17 protein-coding genes are annotated in these 17459 nt (G+C 40.0%); 9 read left to right on the forward strand and 8 right to left on the reverse strand.

The features are described 5' to 3' along the window. The first annotated feature begins 149 nt into the window (after positions 1-149). From AC3ISB_RS03315 to AC3ISB_RS03350, 8 genes are all read left to right on the forward strand, one after another. Entirely contained in the window at positions 150-1358 is a 1209-nt protein-coding gene (locus tag AC3ISB_RS03315; protein ID WP_144527948.1) for a CaiB/BaiF CoA transferase family protein, read from the forward strand. A 1-nt stretch (position 1359) separates the two neighbouring features. Next, entirely contained in the window at positions 1360-2313 is a 954-nt protein-coding gene (locus AC3ISB_RS03320; protein ID WP_480339867.1) for a hydroxymethylglutaryl-CoA lyase, read from the forward strand. A 75-nt stretch (positions 2314-2388) separates the two neighbouring features. Continuing rightward, positions 2389-3687 (forward strand): CitMHS family transporter, encoded by a 1299-nt coding sequence (locus tag AC3ISB_RS03325; RefSeq protein WP_098370570.1) that lies wholly within the window; start codon positions 2389-2391, stop codon positions 3685-3687. Positions 3688-3757: 70 nt separating this feature from the next. Further along, a complete protein-coding gene (locus AC3ISB_RS03330; protein ID WP_480339868.1) occupies positions 3758-4453 on the forward strand; it encodes an RraA family protein in 696 nt (231 codons plus the stop codon). A 254-nt stretch (positions 4454-4707) separates the two neighbouring features. After that, a complete protein-coding gene (locus AC3ISB_RS03335; protein WP_489275553.1) occupies positions 4708-4998 on the forward strand; it encodes a DUF3817 domain-containing protein in 291 nt (96 codons plus the stop codon). Positions 4999-5176: 178 nt separating this feature from the next. Then, the gene (locus tag AC3ISB_RS03340; RefSeq protein WP_098370572.1) at positions 5177-5944 is read left to right on the forward strand and encodes an ABC transporter ATP-binding protein; all 768 of its coding nucleotides are present in this window, start codon (positions 5177-5179) and stop codon (positions 5942-5944) included. Further along, positions 5931-7850, forward strand: coding sequence for an ABC transporter permease (locus AC3ISB_RS03345; RefSeq protein ID WP_489275555.1), 1920 nt, complete (start codon positions 5931-5933; stop codon positions 7848-7850). Before AC3ISB_RS03340 ends, AC3ISB_RS03345 begins: the two co-directional genes overlap by 14 nt. Positions 7851-7855: 5 nt before the next feature. Continuing rightward, on the forward strand, positions 7856-8209 hold the full coding sequence (locus AC3ISB_RS03350) for a YxeA family protein (protein ID WP_098370574.1): 354 nt from the start codon (positions 7856-7858) through the stop codon (positions 8207-8209). Positions 8210-8267: 58 nt separating this feature from the next. On the opposite strand, the gene AC3ISB_RS03355 is transcribed toward AC3ISB_RS03350, so the two are convergent. Both AC3ISB_RS03355 and AC3ISB_RS03360 read right to left on the reverse strand, forming a co-directional pair. Continuing rightward, complete coding sequence (locus AC3ISB_RS03355; RefSeq protein ID WP_489275557.1) at positions 8268-9668, reverse strand: sensor histidine kinase; 1401 nt, start codon at positions 9666-9668, stop codon at positions 8268-8270. After that, on the reverse strand, positions 9665-10375 hold the full coding sequence (locus AC3ISB_RS03360; protein ID WP_144527955.1) for a response regulator transcription factor: 711 nt from the start codon (positions 10373-10375) through the stop codon (positions 9665-9667). Before AC3ISB_RS03360 ends, AC3ISB_RS03355 begins: the two co-directional genes overlap by 4 nt. Before the next feature lie 376 nt (positions 10376-10751). On the opposite strand from AC3ISB_RS03360, the gene AC3ISB_RS03365 reads away from it, so the two are divergent. Then, positions 10752-11927 (forward strand): MFS transporter, encoded by a 1176-nt coding sequence (locus AC3ISB_RS03365; RefSeq protein WP_098370577.1) that lies wholly within the window; start codon positions 10752-10754, stop codon positions 11925-11927. A 78-nt stretch (positions 11928-12005) separates the two neighbouring features. Here the strand turns inward: AC3ISB_RS03365 and AC3ISB_RS03370 are convergent, their stop codons facing one another. From AC3ISB_RS03370 to AC3ISB_RS03395, 6 genes are all read right to left on the reverse strand, one after another. Next, a complete protein-coding gene (locus AC3ISB_RS03370) occupies positions 12006-12743 on the reverse strand; it encodes an amino acid ABC transporter ATP-binding protein (RefSeq protein WP_144550539.1) in 738 nt (245 codons plus the stop codon). Positions 12744-12772: 29 nt separating this feature from the next. Continuing rightward, positions 12773-13477, reverse strand: a complete 705-nt coding sequence (locus AC3ISB_RS03375) for an amino acid ABC transporter permease (protein WP_480339893.1) — start codon at positions 13475-13477, stop codon at positions 12773-12775. Further along, complete coding sequence (locus AC3ISB_RS03380; protein ID WP_098370580.1) at positions 13461-14285, reverse strand: amino acid ABC transporter substrate-binding protein; 825 nt, start codon at positions 14283-14285, stop codon at positions 13461-13463. Before AC3ISB_RS03380 ends, AC3ISB_RS03375 begins: the two co-directional genes overlap by 17 nt. A gap of 308 nt (positions 14286-14593) precedes the next feature. Then, complete coding sequence (locus AC3ISB_RS03385) at positions 14594-16183, reverse strand: CehA/McbA family metallohydrolase domain-containing protein (protein ID WP_480339870.1); 1590 nt, start codon at positions 16181-16183, stop codon at positions 14594-14596. Positions 16184-16410: 227 nt separating this feature from the next. Beyond that, on the reverse strand, positions 16411-16998 hold the full coding sequence (locus AC3ISB_RS03390; protein WP_286178578.1) for a YjgB family protein: 588 nt from the start codon (positions 16996-16998) through the stop codon (positions 16411-16413). Between the two features lie 36 nt (positions 16999-17034). Then, complete coding sequence (locus AC3ISB_RS03395) at positions 17035-17217, reverse strand: hypothetical protein (protein WP_480339872.1); 183 nt, start codon at positions 17215-17217, stop codon at positions 17035-17037. Between the last annotated feature and the right edge of the window lie 242 nt (positions 17218-17459).

Below are 17459 nucleotides of genomic sequence, written 5' to 3' on the forward strand. Positions count from 1 at the left end.
TTTGTTATAATTCATTCATAAAGTTCCATCTAATGAAATTTATTGTTTCATTAGATGGAACTAAATAAAGAGTTTTATGTAAAAGTTCTTATTCCCATTTTGTTTAGCAAAAATACCAGACTCATAATTTCAAGGAGGAAGTATTAATTATGGATAATCCAACAAATGGACCTTTGACTGGAATTCGTGTTATCGATGCATCGACTGTGATTGCCGCTCCGTTTGCAGCTACCTTATTAGCGGACTTGGGAGCTGAAGTGTTAAAAGTGGAACTTCCGGATAAAGGGGATCCTTTAAGGGGTCTTGGACCGTGGAAGGGTTCTGAACCATTGAGGTGGCCAGGTCTTGCACGTAATAAGCAGTCTATAACTTTGGACATTCGCACTATTGAGGGGAGGGAGTTATTTAAAAAATTAATTCGCACTGCAGATGTCCTGATAGAAAATTTCAGGCCTGGAACAATGGAGAAATGGGGACTAGGCTATGAAGAGCTGAGAGAAGTGAATCCTCGTCTCATTATGACTAGGCAATCGGGTTACGGGCAAACGGGACCATATGCAGAAAAGGCAGGGTTTGGAACACCTAGTACTGCCTTTTCGGGATATACCTATTTACAAGGGTTTCAGGATCGCCCCCCAGTAAGTCCTTCATTTTCTTTACTTGATTATATATCGGGCATTTATATTGCTTTTGGAACTGTAAGCGCTCTCTTTCATCGTGAAACTTCTAACTCTGAAAAAGGTCAAATCGTTGAGATGGGACTATATGAAGGGATGTTCAGGATGATGGATTTCTTAATTGCTGAACATGACCAACTCGGTAAAGTACGAGAGAGAGCACCTATGCTTCATGGTCATTCAAGTCCTTCCGGTACTTACCAAACAAAAGACGGACATTGGGTTGTTATGGTATGCAGTACACAAAAAACATGGGAACGTCTGGCTCAAGCTATGGGGCGGTCGGATTTGATAGAAAACCCTGATTATATAACAAATAAAAAACGAATGAATAACGATAGCTTCCTTCAAGAACTTGTTATGACTTTTATGAAATCCCTAAATAAAAAAGAGCTTTTGGGTAAAATGGATGAGTTTGGTGTTCCCATTTCACCAATATTAAGCATAAAGGATATCTTTGAAGATCCTCATTATCAAGCAAGGGAAAATATTTTGGAAGTTGATCACCCTCGGTTTGGAACGATTAAAGTTCCCGGCATTGTACCTAAGTTTTCAGAAACACCGGGGCGTATCCGTCATCGTGCACCAGAACTGGGAGAGCATAACAAACAAGTGTTTAGTGAAGAACTTGGTTTATCTGAAGAGGAATTAACGAATCTAAAAGCCAAAGGGGTCATCTAACATGAAAAATGAACAAATGATCGTACCTGATAAAGTGAATATATGGGAAGTTCTCCCGCGAGATGGTTTTCAAATGGAAGACAAATGGATACCAACAGAAGAAAAGATTCGCATTATCCGTGGTCTGGCAAGTACAGGGATCAAACATATTGAAGTTACATCTTTTGTGCATCCTCAAGCAATACCTCAATTAAAAGATGCTGAAGAGGTGGTAAAGCGGGTTCAGGACTTAGATGGAGTAAAGTTCCGAGCGCTGGTTCCCAACTTGCGCGGGGCGGAACGTGCCATTAATGCAGGAATGAAAAAAATAAAGATATTATTATCTGCCACAGATTCACATAGCCTATCCAATTCCAACTGTATAGTTAAAGAAGCACAAATGGATCACCTGCCGATTGTAGAACTTGCTGGAAAATATGGTGTAGAAGTAGGAGGTTCAATTGCGGTAGCATTTGGCTGTCCATATGAAGGTAAGGTACCTCTGGAAAAGATAGTATCCATTCTTGAAGGATACAAAGATATGGGGGTTAACGAAGTTTCTTTGGCAGATACGGCTGGAATGGGAAATCCAAAGCAAGTATCCGAAATGTTAAGTATCATTAGAGGTTTATTCCCTAGTTTCAAGTTCACTTTACATTTACACAATACAAGAGGAATGGCATTTGCCAATGCAGTAGCAGCCTTGCAGCAAGGGGTCACTGATTTTGATAGTTCCACCACTGGATTGGGAGGATGCCCTTATGCCCCTAACGCTGCAGGAAATATTCCCACAGAAGATATTGTACATGGCTTTCATGAAATGGGAATCCGGACAGCCATTAATCTTGACTCATTACTCGAAATCGCCAGCAATATCAAAAGTACAATTGGGAACGATGGTGGAAGCTTTATTCTTAAGGCAGGGCCGAACAACAGGCTGCATTCTAAACCAAAAGGTCAAAAAAAGCTTGGGTGATTACTAAAGGGGATTCAAGTGAATCCCTTTAAAGAAATTCTGAATGAAAACGGATACAAAACAAGGGGGGTATATATGTTATCCATATTAGGATTCATGATGATTGTTGTTTTTATGTATTTAATTATGAGTAAGCGATTAAGTGCACTTAATGCCCTGATTATCATTCCGGTCATTTTTGCTCTGATAGGCGGATTCACTGATTTAGGACCTATGATGATGAGTGGGATTGAAACAATTGCACCAACCGCAATAATGGTGATATTCGCCATTTTATATTTTGGAATATTAATAGACGCAGGTATGTTTGATCCCTTGGTAACAAGAATGGTGAAGATATCAAAAGGGGATCCATTAAAGATTTCCGTTACTACTGCAGTATTGTCTTTATTGGTAGGGTTGGACGGGGATGGAACGATCACGTATCTTATTGTCGTTACAGCATTATTGCCATTATACGAGAAGTTAGGGATGAATAAGTTAATACTGGCTTGTCTCCCAGCAATGTCAATGGGAATCATGAATGTACTTCCTTGGGGGGGACCAACTGCAAGGGTAATGTCCATCTTTGGATACGACGCTATGGAACTCCTAGGACCAATTATCCCATCTATAATCGCTGGAGCAGTATATGTCATTGGGCTAGGCGTGTTTTTTGGGGTTAGGGAACGCAAAAGGTTAGGTGTATATGGTCATTATACAGAAACAGAAGGTGAAATAGCCGTATCAATGGAGGACATTACGGACCAATCATTAAAAAGACCCAAATTGTATTGGTTCAACATCATTCTTACACTATTATTGGTTTTTGCCTTAGTTAAAGCAATTTTGCCATTACCTGCTCTATTTATGATTGCATTTGTTATAGTCATGGTTGTAAACTACCCGAATTTAAAAGAGCAACAGAGAAGAGTTGAAGCACATGCAGGAAACATTCTAACTGTCACTTCCTTGATCTTTGCTGCGGGTATTTTCGCAGGAATATTGGAGGGAACTGAAATGGTGGATGCCATGGCTTCAACTTTAGTGCATATTATACCAGACTTTCTAGGTCCACAATTGCCTGTAATTGTAGGATTGACCAGTATGCCATTTACGTTTGTAATGGCAAATGACCCTTATTATTTCGGTATTATTCCAATCATTGCTGAGACTGCTTCGGGATTCGGTATTGATAAACTGGAGATTGCACAGGCCTCTTTATTAGGGCAGCCATTACATTTATTAAGTCCATTGGTCGGGTCTGTATATGTATTGATTGGGCTTGTCGGCATAGAGTTTAGGGAGCATATTAAGTTTTCACTTAAATACGCTGTCGGATCAGCGTTGGTTATGATTATTACAGCCATCCTTTTCGGTACATTATCAATCTAGTTATTATTGTTTGTAGAATCGAAAGAAACGATCAATTTTCATGAATAAATAACAAAATGAGGTGTTAGCATTGAATAGCTTAACCCAAAAGCCTCCGTTATTACCCAAGTCAATCATTGATAGAGCTAAAAAGTTAAATACGACCCTTATAGCAGACGCTTTGTATGATTCTAATGCTGGTGTAATGGATTATAAGATAAAGCCTGTGTCATCCGGAATGAAAGTGATAGCAACAGCCATGACGGTTGATATGATTGCGGGAGATAATTTACTTCTTCATCAAGCCATATATGCTGGAAGTGAAGGCTATGTATTAATTGCGGATGGGAAAGGTCACAAAGGAAATGCCTACCTTGGAGAGTTAATGGCTGGGGCTGCGCACGCAGTAGGACTTGAGGGGATTATCATTGACGGTTTTGTTCGTGATAAAGAGGCTCTTTGTGAATTGGGGTTTCCGATTTTTGCAAAGGGAATCACTCCAAAAGGGCCGTGTAAAGATCGACCGGGAGATCTTAATACGCCGATCACATGTGGCGGTGTAAATGTTCATCCTGGTGATTTAGTCATAGGAGATGAAGATGGTGTAGTTGTTGTTTCACAGGTTAAAATTGAAGAGGTATTTTCCAGAGCAGAGAAAAAATTAACTTATGAACAAAAGCGTCTCGAAGAAATAGCGGAATATGGAAGTAAACGTAAACAAGGTGTTATAGAAGGAAATATTGAACCTTCCTGGTTGAAAAGTGAAATAGGGAATTTTAACATGTGACTTAAGATGCTAAGGTACTAAAAACAGCTACTTGGTAGTAAGTAATTGGAAACATTTTTTAAGCTTATAGAAATAATCTGGCCCAATCCTTGGATTGGGCTTCTTTTGTTGCTCTATTTTTAGGAAAATCTGGTACTATTTATTAGGGGATCTGCCAGTAATATAATATGATAGAGGAACACATTTTGGATGGGGGACAAGAAGCTGGAAGTCTGTTTGTGCCATACTTGTACAATGAATAAGGGGATGTGCGAATGTTTTCTACAGCTATTGGATGGTTTCGGTTTATTACAATAATTGAGGGAATCTCATATGTTCTATTGCTTGTCATTGGTATGCCCATTAAGTACATATTGGATATTGGGGAAGCAACACTCATTTTAGGAAGCATCCATGGTTTCTTATTTGTCGTGTTTGGGCTTTTATTACTTTATGTGAGCATCATATCAAAATGGTCCTTTTTAAAAATGGCGATGATTTTCATCGTTTCATTCATCCCATTTGGGAATTTTGTAATCGACCGCAGGCTATTGAAGCAAAGTTAAATGATAAAGATCCATGCCCGAATACTTTTCCTTTTGAAAAATCCAAAAAAAACGTCTTTCCATTTAAATGGAAGGCGTTTTTTTTATGGATTTAAGCTTGCTGTAAGGTTGGCACAAAGATGCTGTAAGAATGAGCATGTAAAGTATAAGTATCAACAATACTGAAGAGGTGAAACAAATGGAACCATTATTAAAAGTGGAAAATATAAAAAAAACATATGGTAAATCAAGCGCTGCCTACACAGCGTTGGAAAATATATCTTTTGACATTCATGAAGGGGAGTTTGTAGGGATCATGGGACCTTCTGGAGCAGGTAAATCGACGTTGCTCAATATGTTGGCAACCATTGATTCGCCGACTGAAGGGAAAATTTTTATGAATGATACGAGCATTCACGATATGAAAGGTGCTGACTTAACGGATTTCAGACGTGATAATCTTGGTTTCATCTTCCAGGATTACAATTTGCTAGACTCATTGACTGTGAAGGAAAATATATTATTACCACTGGCGATTGCGAAAGTTCCAGCGAAAGAAATTACTAACTTGGTGAATCGTATTGCTAAAGTATTTGGGATTGAAGATTTATTAGCTAAATACCCATACCAAATCTCCGGTGGGCAAAAGCAAAGAACAGCTGCAGCCAGAGCGCTTGTGACAGAGCCTGCATTGATCCTGGCTGATGAGCCAACAGGTGCACTTGATTCAAAATCAGCAACAGGCCTGCTGGAAAGCTTAAGTGAACTAAATGAAAAAAATCATTCCACCATCATGTTGGTGACACATGATGCATATGCCGCAAGCTTCTGCCGGCGGATCATTTTCATCAAGGATGGTACGCTTTCAGCAGAAATTTATCGTCGTGGCCAATCACGTAAAGCTTTCTTCCAAGAAATTATGGATGTCCTTGCAACAATTGGAGGTGAGGTAGATGACGTTATTTAGTCTAGCGAGAAAAAATATTGCTCGAAACCTCTCCCAATATTTTTTATATATCGCATCCATGGTATTTAGCATTATCATCTACTTCACGTTTGTAACATTAAAATATAGCGATACAATTGCAGAACAAACGGCTTCATCACAGAAATTAGATTCATTGATGAGTGGTGCGGCAGTCATCCTAATTTTCTTCGTTGCCATTTTTATTGCCTATTCCAATTCATTCTTTATGAAAAAACGTAAAAAAGAAGTGGCATTGTATGCATTGCTTGGCGTACGTAATCGTCAGATTGGTTTTATGCTCTTCTTTGAAAACCTATTGCTAGGTTTGGTTTCATTGGTTGTGGGGATTTTACTTGGATTTCTTTGTTCAAAAGGGTTCATGACGATTTTGATCTATTTAATGGGCTATGATGTCATGGCACCATTTACATTTTCGGGATCTGCAGCTTTGAACACCTCTATCGTATTTCTTATTATTTTCTTGGTGACATCATTCCAGGGCTATCGTTTAATTTATCAATTTAAACTAATTGATCTCTTCCATGCATCGAAAAAAGGGGAAGCGGCTCCGAAGCCATCGATGATTGTAGCCATTCTGGGAGTTTCCCTGATTGTCATGGGTTATTGGTTGGCGATGCAAGATCTTTTTACTTCTAAAGTGTGGGAAAAGGTCGGCTTTTTAATGACGGCACTTATCATTTTGACAACGGTTATTGCCGGTACGTTTTTATTGTTTCATAGCGTTACAGGCTTTGTGTTGGCCGTGATTAAGAAAAATGAAAAATGGCTTTGGAAAGGCCTGCATCTGATGACGATCTCGCAACTGCTATATCGCATTCGGGGGAATGCACGTACATTGACCGTAATTGCGGTGTTAAGTGCTACTACGGTAACGGCTGGCGGTGCGGTTTATGGTCTTTATTACAACGCGAATGACCAAGTTATGACCGTTGATCCGAATACCTTCATGTATCAGCAAACGGATGCAAAAAGCGATCATCAAGTCAGCGCTGTATTGCCAAATACAAAGTATGATGAAAATGTCGAAGCACTATCTGTCACATTTAATACGAAAGAATTGAATAAGGGATCGGCATTCGATAGCTCGGATAAAAGGATTTATACGATAATCGATGAAAGAACATATAACAAATTAGCAGAAGTGCAAGGCAAGGAAGCACTGCATGTGAATAATGGCAAAGCAGTCATTTTAGATATTGGATATGACAAAAGATTCTCACCTCAATACAAGGACAAGACCATCAGGACAGAAAACAACACGGCAATCACATTCCAAAGCTTTAAAACACAAACAGTACTAAATGCCGGAACTGCAGGCATTGCAGTGGTCGTATCGAATGAGCAATTTAAATTATTGCAAAAAGAAGGGGAAGCGCTAAAATATCGTGTCATCGGTGTTGATCAAGCTTCCACGGATTTATCTGAAAAAATTGCAAAACAAGTGCCTGAAGAAGCGCTATTTTCCAGTGCCCCTCAGGATTTCCAAACAAGCATCGAAGGTGTAGGCTCATTGCTCTTTATCGGAAGTTTTCTTGGCCTGGTTTTTTTAGCGGCAACAGGCAGTATCATTTACTTTAAAGTTCTAACGGAAGCAGAGGAAGATAAATCACAATACAATATGCTTCATAAAATGGGCGTTAACGCAAAAGAAATGCGGAAATCCATTGCATCACAAGTGCTTGTAATCTTTTTCGTTCCACTGGCAGTGGGGTTATTACACAGTGCGGTTGCTTTAAAAGCCTTCTCGGGCTTATTGATGATGAATCTTGCAAAACCTGTGTTGATCTGGATGATCGCTTATACGGTTATTTACGGTCTGTATTATATCTTAACGGCAGCTTCCTACAATCGTATTATCATACAAAATAATAAAACAGAAGGATGATCGAAATGAAGAAATTTCTTATGGTAGTTGGCATTTTGTTTATACTGGGAGCGGCAGGAGTCTTCGCTCTTACTAAAATCGACTTTAACCGCATGAATGCCGACAATTATTATTTGCAAATTACAGAGGATGGGGTACAACATGAAACCAAACTGGATGATGGTTCAGTGATGACTTACTATTCTTATAAACTTGACGCTAAAAATGCAGATGGTGAAACGTTACCGCTTGAATTCACGGCACAAAAAAATCTTCGAAAAGATGCTTACTTAAAGATGTACGTAAAAAATGGTGATGAAGTTTCGTCATATGATGAAGTGAAATTCGAAGACATTCCAAAAAAGGCACAAACAAAATAAATAGGAAAGAAGGGCTGTCTGTAAATTATGGACAGCCCTTTCTCTGCAAGAAAAATAATTATAAAAGTATCGTGATCGTGGTTCCCTTATTTTCAATGCTAGTCAAATCCAGTTTACCTTTATGAGCCAGGATGATGTCCTTTGCAATGGCCATTCCTAAACCGGTCCCATGTGTACTGGCAGTATTCGTACCTCGATAGTAGCGTTCAAAAACCTGTTCTAAGTCTTTGGCGGGAATACCGCGGCCATTATCGGCAATGGTAATTTGGGTATGCAGTTCTGATTGTGGACCAATATCATCAATTTGTATTTTCACAACGACATTTTCCTCGTTATGCACGAGTGCGTTATAGATAAGGTTAAATATCGCCCGTTTCAGTAATTTTTTATCCACTTTATGTGTTGCTTTGTCCAAATTTGCCACAAACTCAACCTGTTGATCACCAAATTGTGAATCATTTAAAAGCTCGATCGTCATTTCTCTTATAAACCCAACGATATCAACATCTTCAAATTGCAAAGGAAGTCGTTGGTTGCGCAAACGCATCGTTAAATTCAGGTCATCCAATAAATCTTTCATATAAACGGACTGTCTATTAATAATGGATGTAAACTCATACAATTCCTGTGGAGTTAATTCAGTGGCGTTATCTTTCATCAATTCTGTATATCCATGGATGGAAGCAAGTGGTGTCTTCATGTCATGAGAAACATTGCTAATCCATTCCTCGCGCATCTGGTCGAGCTGATCACGTTCTTTTTCATAATGATCCAACTTCACCGATAGTTCATTCATATTTCGAAATACATCTTCATAAACGCCTTTTGGTATGCTCATTTTTTTAAAGCGCCGCTCCCGAAGCTGCTGAATTCCTTCTATTAAAATGTTCAGCGGACTCGTTAATTTTTTCCCAAATAAGAATCCAATGACTAATGCAATGATGATATCTACGATTAAAAATATTACTAGTAAGATGTTAAAGTTCTTAAAAACTTTTTCATAATCATAGGTTATTACATAGCGGCCAATTTTCCGTTCCTTAACTCCTACAAAATAGCTGAAATTATGGGATTCGCCGACAAAAACAGTCGTCTCTGCATCAATTTCCTTATACTTATACATTTGGACGATTTCAACAGGAGAATATACGGTTTGCAATTTTTGAGGTGTATAAAAGGCTGCAACTTGCTCACCCTCATCATTCAAAAATTGTATCCAGGCGTTATTGTTCCGCAGTTTTTCTAGCCCTTCTTCATTTACGATCGGTTTGTTATCTATTAGTTCCACATATTGTGAAAAGTTTCTGCTAAAGTTTTCAGCAGAAACTTCCTCTGCCTCGAAATTATGCATGGCTCGATAAAAGAGTAGAGATAAAAGTAAAATTGTATTTACGATCCCTACGATTACAACAATTGTCACAACGGATCCTAAAAAGCGCCGTGTCAATTTCCACTTCATTTTGTTTCACCCTTGGTTTGTAATTTATAACCAAGCCCTTTAACGGTTATTAAAAATGAAGGCTTTGAAGGGTCTGCCTCGATTTTTTCACGTAAACGGCGAATATGTACCATCACTGTATTATCAGAGCCAAAGAAATCATCGCCCCACACCTTTTCAAATAAAGTTTCCTTGCTCATGATCTGATCCGGATGATGCATAAAACAGCTCATCAATCCGATTTCTTTAGCTGTGAGCTCAAGCGTTTTACCATCCTTTTTCACTTCATTTTCATTTGCACTAAGCTCAAAAGGACCAACTTGCCGTTTTTTCGGAACGGCCTTTTCCTCTGAAAAGCCCGCACGCCTCAGCTGCGCCTTTACTCGATATGCAACTTCTTTCGGACTGAATGGTTTTGTAATATAATCATCCCCGCCAATCGCCAACCCAAGAAGCTTATCAATTTCCTCATCCTTTGCCGACAAAAATAAAATGGGTACATTCGACACTTCACGAATTTGCTTGCATAAATCATAGCCTTCACCATCAGGCAGCATAATATCAAGCAAGACCAGTGAGGGATCGAACTCCTGAAACTTTGCCCACCCATCCGCAATCGTCCCCGACGTAACAATATTCGGGATACCTTCTTTATGTAAAACTGTCTCCATGAGACGTGCCAAATCTTCTTCATCGTCAATAATTAAAATCCACTGATCATTCGACATTCTGCTACCTCCCAAACATCAATCATACCCTACAGTATAGAGTACCCCTTAAGAAAAAATAAGGGGAGGAAAGATATTTAACGAACTCATTCATTATTTTCACGAAACAAAGTGGAAAAGACGTAAGTACTATTACCTGAAAAATTACTGTAAAGATCAGGATTCTGATGCCTGGTCTTTATTTAGTTAAGGTAGTTTCGGAAAGAAGAGCGTACTTCATACTGATTTGGTAAAGGTTGTATGATAAACTGTTTAAAGTATTGTTAGGAAGATTATGCTAAGTAGTATAATTAAGGAATTCGTTGCTGTTCTTTTGACCCAAACCTTTAAATAAAAGTATGCAGCGAATGTGGAAGAATAAAAGGAGAAAAAAATAATGGAAACAAAAAAGGTGTTACCCGTTCTTTTTTTAGTGATGTTTTTAGTCATGGTCGGATTTGGGATCATCATTCCCGTCATTCCGTTCCTTGCCGAAAAGGTTGGTGGCAGTCCTGCTGAGCTTGGTCTTTTAATGGCTGTTTATTCATTAATGCAATTATTTTTTGCCCCGATGTGGGGACGTATATCTGACCGGATAGGACGTAAGCCTGTCATGATTATCGGGATTGCTGGACTGGCCCTTTCGTTTTTCATCCAGGCTTCGGCAGATTCCTTATGGGTATTATTTGTAGCCAGAATCATTGGTGGGATTTTGTCATCGGCAAACATGCCAACCGCAATGGCGTATGTGGCTGATATCACGACGCCGGAAGATCGGGGAAAAGGGATGGGAATCATCGGGGCCGCTACAGGGCTTGGATTCATCTTCGGACCGGCGATTGGCGGGGTATTCTCCAAATCAAGTTTGAACTTACCGTTTTACATTGCAGGTATATCCTCTTTGATTACTTTATTCTTAGTGATTGCGATACTAAAGGAATCACATACGGTTGAAAAGAGGGCCAAACAGTCAATAAATAAAGAGTCCATGTGGAAAGCCTTTAAAGGGCCTCTTAAAACCATGTTCTTTCTGCAATTGATCGTCACCCTTTCAATGGCAGGACTCGAAACGACTTTTGCCTATTTTGCAGCCAAAAAGGCTGATATAAGTCTTGTACAATTAGGCTATATCTTCATGATCATGGGGTTTGGCAGTGCGATCGTTCAAGGTGGATTAGTGGGGAGGATGACAAAGAAATATGGGGAAGGCGCGGTTATCCGAATGGGAATCATCGTGTCGGCAGTTGGTTTCATTCTCATCCTGTTTTCTTCCGGTTTTTGGACATCGGCGATTTTCCTGACGATCTTCGGATTGGGTAATGGGTTCATCCGGCCGGCAATTTCGGCACTGCTGACCAAAAGTTCCATGACGGGCCATGGCAGTGTCACTGGCCTGCTATCTTCCTTCGACTCGTTCGGCAGGATTGCGGGTCCCCCGATAGGCGGTTGGTTATTTTCGATTTCGATTGATTTACCATTTATATCGGGCGCAATCCTTTCCGTTTTTGCTTTGATTCTTTTTCAGTTATACCATGTAAGGACACAGACAAGACAGGTCCAAGCATCTCATTAATTAATTTAATGATTGCAAAAACCCCCATTTCTAAAAATGGGGGGAGCCGCGAGCGGTGCTTGAATAGCACCGTTTTTTTTATTGAATCATATTGAGGAATTTACGTGTACGAGCTTCTTTAGGATTTGTGAAAATTTGCTCGGGTGTTCCCCGCTCCATTATTTTTCCTTCATCCATGAAAATGACTTCGTCGGCGACTTCACGGGCGAAACGCATTTCATGGGTTACCACGATCATTGTCATGCCTTCTTCTTTCGCCAGGTCTTTCATGACCTGTAACACGTCTCCAACTAGTTCGGGATCTAAAGCGGACGTGGGTTCATCGAATAGCATGACCTTAGGCTCCATGGCCAGGGCCCTTGCAATTCCGACTCGTTGTTGCTGTCCGCCTGACAATTGAAACGGATAAAAATCGATTTTTTCACCTAAGCCCACTTTTGTAAGCAGGGCAGCAGCCGTTTCTTTCGCCCGATGTTTGGCTATGTTTTTTACAATGATGGGGCCTTCCATTACATTTTCCAATGCTGTTTTATGGGGGAAGAGGTTATAGCTTTGGAAAACCATCCCTGTCAAACTGCGGAAAGATGTAATTGAATTTTTTCTAACGGGTTTTTTGAAGTCCATTATGGTTTCATCAATTTCAATCGTCCCGTCCGTGGGTACTTCAAGGAGATTCAAACACCGAAGAAAGGTTGTTTTACCTGAACCCGAAGGACCGATCAATACAATGACTTTACCTTGCTCCACTTCCAAATCGATGCCCTTTAATACGTCAAGGTCACCAAATGATTTATGAAGATTCTTAATGTTGATCATTTTAAAATCTCCTTTAACTACTGCGGTTCTTATTTTGCTACATAACGATTAAGTCTGTCTTCTAAACTTCCTTGAATGAAAGATAGAATGGTACACAAAATCCAATATAAAGCAGCTGCCTCTATGTATAGTAGTAGAAATTCATAGTTTTTTGCAGCGATTTCCTGGGCTTTACGGAATAATTCCGTTACAAGAATGAGTGATGCAAGCGATGTATCTTTTAAAAGGCTAATGAACGTATTGGATAATGGGGGAATGGATACCCGAGCTGCTTGCGGCAAAATGATGCGCTTTAAAGCTTGGGTATATGTCATTCCGATTGAATAACCTGCTTCCCATTGCCCTTTTGGTATCGATAAAATGGCTGCTCGTATAATTTCCGAAGCATATGCTCCAACATTTAAAGAGAATCCTATAATAGCCGATATGAAAGGATCGATGGTTACACCTAAATTTGGAAGTCCATAGAAAATGATAAATAATTGCACAAGTAAAGGTGTCCCGCGGATGATTGACACATATACACGCGCAATTATTTGAAGAATTCTCATGGAAGATAATCTAGCCAATGCTGTGAATACAGCAAGAATAAGGCCGAGAACGAATGTGATCAATGTTAGTGGAATCGTATATTTAATAGCTCCCTCTATCATGGGATAGAGGGAGGTTTGAGCGATGGAAACAAGCTGGTTCATACGCTCGGGGTCGGTGAAAATATTACTTAGGAGAAACATCTTCACCGAACCATTTATCCGAGATTTTCGCGTATGTGCCGTCGTCTTTCATTGCTTTAAGTGCTTTGTTTACTTCTTCCACTAATTTGCCGCTGTCTTTTCTGAACATTAAACCGCTGGCGACTCCGCTTTCTTCCTCATCAGCGACTTTGATAGGTGCATCCGGGTGTTGCTTTTTATAATCAAGGTACGATAATTTGTCATTGATCGTCGCATCTACACGTTTAGAACCAATAAGCTGTACGGATTGAGAAAATCCTTCAATGCCTGTAACTTCAGCACCATGTGATTTGGCTAGATCATTGTAATTACTCGTTAAAGATTGTGCAGAGGTCTTGCCTTTCAAATCATCGAAGGATTTAATATCCGAATTATCTTTGTGTACAAGCAATACGGCCCCTGATTGAATATATGGGTCAGAGAAATCATATTTCTTTTGACGGTCTTCATCGATGCCCACTTGGTTTGCGATCATATCAAAACGTTTAGCATCCAAGCCTGCAAACATGCCGTCCCATTGTGTTTCCTTGAATTCAGCTTTCACTCCAAGGCGTTTTGCTACTTCTTTAGCAATTTCAACATCAAACCCCGTTAGTTTATCTGAATCATCGTGGAATGTGAAAGGAGGATATGTACCTTCAGTTCCAACGGTTAATACGCCATCTTTTTTGACTTTATCATACAGACTTTCTTGTGACGAAGATTTATTGTCGGTATCGTTTGCCTCATTTTTGGTATTGGTACCACAAGCTGTAAGTACGACCGTGAAAGCTAACAATAGCGATAAAAGTGCAACCATTTTTTTCATTTGGGTAAACCTCCTAGTAATCTGATAGGGATTGATACTCTGTGATACTATACAAGAAAAGGAAAAAAGTCAATGAAAATAACTTACATCATTATTGTTAATGAAACTTGGTGAATTATACGGATTTTCACGCATTGAAGTGAAATAATACTAAAAGAAAGATGTATCGTTATCCGAAAAAGGATTTGAAAGGGAAGTGATCATTAAGAATCCAAGGGGACAAAAGGCCCCTCATCCACATGATTTTTAGCTAAGTGGAAAAGGGGCTTTTTTGGGCCGTCCGGAACTATTGCAAGATTCTTTTTACCTTAGTGTTTTTCATGATTCCTATCCTCTACGCTGACGAATATAGGGTTCGAATAGAACCAAAGGTCTTTATAGTTACGTTTGTTTATTTCCGAAAAACGCGTTTCGTTATCCTCGATTTCAGTCTTTTTATCGATCAGCGGTTCCCCGTCCATCGTTTCTCCAGAGACATTTTCCCCTAGGTTCGTGCCTCGCAAACGGAAATATTGATCCTTATTTGCTTTGACTTTGTAAGTGATGGTATGAAAACCATCGCGATCGGTTTTCCAGTCTTTACTGGTAAAGCGTTTAACAACTTTTGTCGTATCATTGGTGGATTTATTATAAGCAGGTGTTCCAGGCACTGCTTTCCCGGTTACTTCCCCGGAAATTAGATCCACGTGATCCACCTTGACGGGGTCCCCGTTATTGTTTTTTTGGGGGCTCTTAAATCGGATGGTGATCTTGACCATCTGTCCTTCCTTCACTTTAAGGTCCCCACCCATATCAACCGCATTGTTTCCGTTTTTAGCTTGGAAATCAAGGGCATCGATCAAGTCACCAAAAACAGAGAAGGATTTCCCAGATCGCATGCCATCAAGGACGGATTTTATTGATGAGCCATTTACCCATGTATAATTCTTGGAATATTCTCCTGGCCAGTAACCACTGGAGTATAGGCGGTTTTCACTGATTTCAAAATGGGAGTCCGAATTGGAAAAATTCCAGAACTTACGACCTTCCCCAAGAAGTGCATCCCATGCCCCCCCTACCTTAGCAAGCATATAATCGGATCCGCCATAGGTCCGGTTTTCCGGTGTTGTCAGATTTAATCCGCCTCGATCTGGCTCCATCTGGTTACCTGGCATACCTTCAAATCCGAACATGACATCCGGGGCGATATTGTTGAAGTCACGAAAATCAGATATGTTGTACACCCTCTTTCTTGATGGGTGGTTCAATATGGCATAACTTGTATGCTTATAATTTTTCTCAAGCCATGCCAATGCTGTTCGGGCATCCTCGGATGTCTTATTGGCTCTTTGATCCTGTGCTTTCCAGACAGCTACATCCTTAGAATCGAACATCTTTTCATCCTGGTTGGTGAACAGATATTCGAACTGATTGCCAGCTTTCAGACTTTTAGGTGAGCTCGGCTGATCTCCCAAAATGCCTATGCCGACATGCTCGTATGTAGGCATATCCCATTCGAAGCCTGAAAAGATGACTTTATTTTTATATTTGCCCTCTTTTTGCAGTTGTTCCATTTTCGGGGCTTGATATTGAATGATTCCTTGAGACAGCGGTATCGGCCCACCTGGAATCAAATGTCCCTCATCATCCCTTGAAGACATCCTCAAGTGGTCGGAAATTCCCATCCAATCCAGGCCATACTTATCAAATGCGTTATTTAGCAAGCTTTCAAGGCTCTGTGAGCCCTCGGTATCATCTGACTGAGTGGTATGGGCATGATATTCCCCCTTCATCCATCTGCCTCCCGGATTTGTCTGATTGTCTTCTGAATCATTTGCAGCACCCGCGACAGGTAGACCCTGAAAAAGGATGGCTATGCTTAGAACCGATACTGTGAAAGCCCTGAACTTATTAATCATCTTACCGACAACCTCCATATATTGAAATAATATTGAACAAGCTAATTTTATTGTAAAAATATTAAGAATCCGTTTGGGGTGAGTATGGTTTTTGTAAATGGAAAGACCGATTCTGGTAACAGTGGTTTGGAAATTGAAAGGGAATAAAGGGGAGGGGCTCGAAATAAAAAAGGTGTAGAGAAAATTTTCTTTCTCTACAACCTGTAACGACTATTTTGCCGTAAATATTATTTAGCTTGTAGTAGATTGATATGATCTACAGTCCGATCTTCACCGACAATGAATTGCAGTTCATAATTTCCTGTCTTGTAAATGTAGTTGATTTCATTCGTACTGGAAATATGGCGTATTTCGTCAGCACTGCCGAGCTGTTTTCCTAAAACTTTTGGTGTGATGCTTCCTAGATTATGGTCCCGTTCTACATTTGTCCCAAAATATCGGATTTGTGAGATGGTCTTGTCATCGTTATAGGCAAATGCAAATCCCGGATGCCCCATTTCTGCATGGTAATAGTCAAAAGTTTCATCTGTGTTACTTGGCTCAGGGGGAGAACCGAATGTCTCATATACATCTTTTTGGGTGTTTTCATTAATTTTCAAACCCATGGCAGTATAAGGCATTTCTCCTGAAAAAGCTTTGTTGTAGATTTCATGCAAGGTGGTAAGAGCGTGTTCCTTAGCTATGGCAGGGGCGGAATCCATTGTGGATGCAGCCTCAACCGGTTCTGTTGATAACGATGCACCTGCCCCTAAAAGAGAACCGGTTAGAATAACGGAGCTAACCATTCTGGCCGCTGGTTTTTTAGATAACATCATTTCTTATCCCTCCTATAATTACTTTTCCACAATTTCTTAGCATAAAACATTTTCTTGGTGATCGATTGGAATGTTTGATAATAGTGGAGCATCAGGGAATTTACAAGCTGCATCTGCGGCAACGGCTTCCGGTTTTCCAACTTTCTCAATCACTTGTTCAACATGTGGCTCTAAGATTTGACTGTCATGTGAATTTCCAGGTGCTACAATCGGTCCCAATACAAAACTTTTGCGGTCTGCGGCACCAGTTGATTTAAAGTAATCATTTCAAGTTGATCTCTAGAATCATGTTTAGCAAGCATCTTCATCACCTCAAGTTTAAATAATTCTATTTTAGAACAATAAAGAATAGGCAAAAGGGTTATATCTGAAATTTAAAACTAAGTTAATTGGAGCGGAAGGTGCGAGACTCCTGCGGGAAAAGCGCGTCCAGGGGGAGACCCCGCAGGCGCAAAGGCGCC

The sequence above is a fragment of the Peribacillus sp. GL_122 genome (assembly GCF_057835005.1).

What these genes read in the sequence shown, in the direction of transcription:
- AC3ISB_RS03315 (WP_144527948.1), top strand. Translation starts at nt 150, where the DNA reads ATGGATAATCCAACAAATGGACCTTTGACTGGAATTCGTGTTATCGAT.
- AC3ISB_RS03320 (WP_480339867.1), top strand. Translation starts at nt 1,360, where the DNA reads ATGAAAAATGAACAAATGATCGTACCTGATAAAGTGAATATATGGGAA.
- AC3ISB_RS03325 (WP_098370570.1), top strand. Translation starts at nt 2,389, where the DNA reads ATGTTATCCATATTAGGATTCATGATGATTGTTGTTTTTATGTATTTA.
- AC3ISB_RS03335 (WP_489275553.1), top strand. Translation starts at nt 4,708, where the DNA reads ATGTTTTCTACAGCTATTGGATGGTTTCGGTTTATTACAATAATTGAG.
- AC3ISB_RS03340 (WP_098370572.1), top strand. Translation starts at nt 5,177, where the DNA reads ATGGAACCATTATTAAAAGTGGAAAATATAAAAAAAACATATGGTAAA.
- AC3ISB_RS03345 (WP_489275555.1), top strand. Translation starts at nt 5,931, where the DNA reads ATGACGTTATTTAGTCTAGCGAGAAAAAATATTGCTCGAAACCTCTCC.
- AC3ISB_RS03350 (WP_098370574.1), top strand. Translation starts at nt 7,856, where the DNA reads ATGAAGAAATTTCTTATGGTAGTTGGCATTTTGTTTATACTGGGAGCG.
- AC3ISB_RS03355 (WP_489275557.1), bottom strand. Translation starts at nt 9,668, where the DNA reads ATGAAGTGGAAATTGACACGGCGCTTTTTAGGATCCGTTGTGACAATT.
- AC3ISB_RS03360 (WP_144527955.1), bottom strand. Translation starts at nt 10,375, where the DNA reads ATGTCGAATGATCAGTGGATTTTAATTATTGACGATGAAGAAGATTTG.
- AC3ISB_RS03365 (WP_098370577.1), top strand. Translation starts at nt 10,752, where the DNA reads ATGGAAACAAAAAAGGTGTTACCCGTTCTTTTTTTAGTGATGTTTTTA.
- AC3ISB_RS03370 (WP_144550539.1), bottom strand. Translation starts at nt 12,743, where the DNA reads ATGATCAACATTAAGAATCTTCATAAATCATTTGGTGACCTTGACGTA.
- AC3ISB_RS03375 (WP_480339893.1), bottom strand. Translation starts at nt 13,477, where the DNA reads ATGTTTCTCCTAAGTAATATTTTCACCGACCCCGAGCGTATGAACCAG.
- AC3ISB_RS03380 (WP_098370580.1), bottom strand. Translation starts at nt 14,285, where the DNA reads ATGAAAAAAATGGTTGCACTTTTATCGCTATTGTTAGCTTTCACGGTC.
- AC3ISB_RS03385 (WP_480339870.1), bottom strand. Translation starts at nt 16,183, where the DNA reads ATGATTAATAAGTTCAGGGCTTTCACAGTATCGGTTCTAAGCATAGCC.
- AC3ISB_RS03390 (WP_286178578.1), bottom strand. Translation starts at nt 16,998, where the DNA reads ATGATGTTATCTAAAAAACCAGCGGCCAGAATGGTTAGCTCCGTTATT.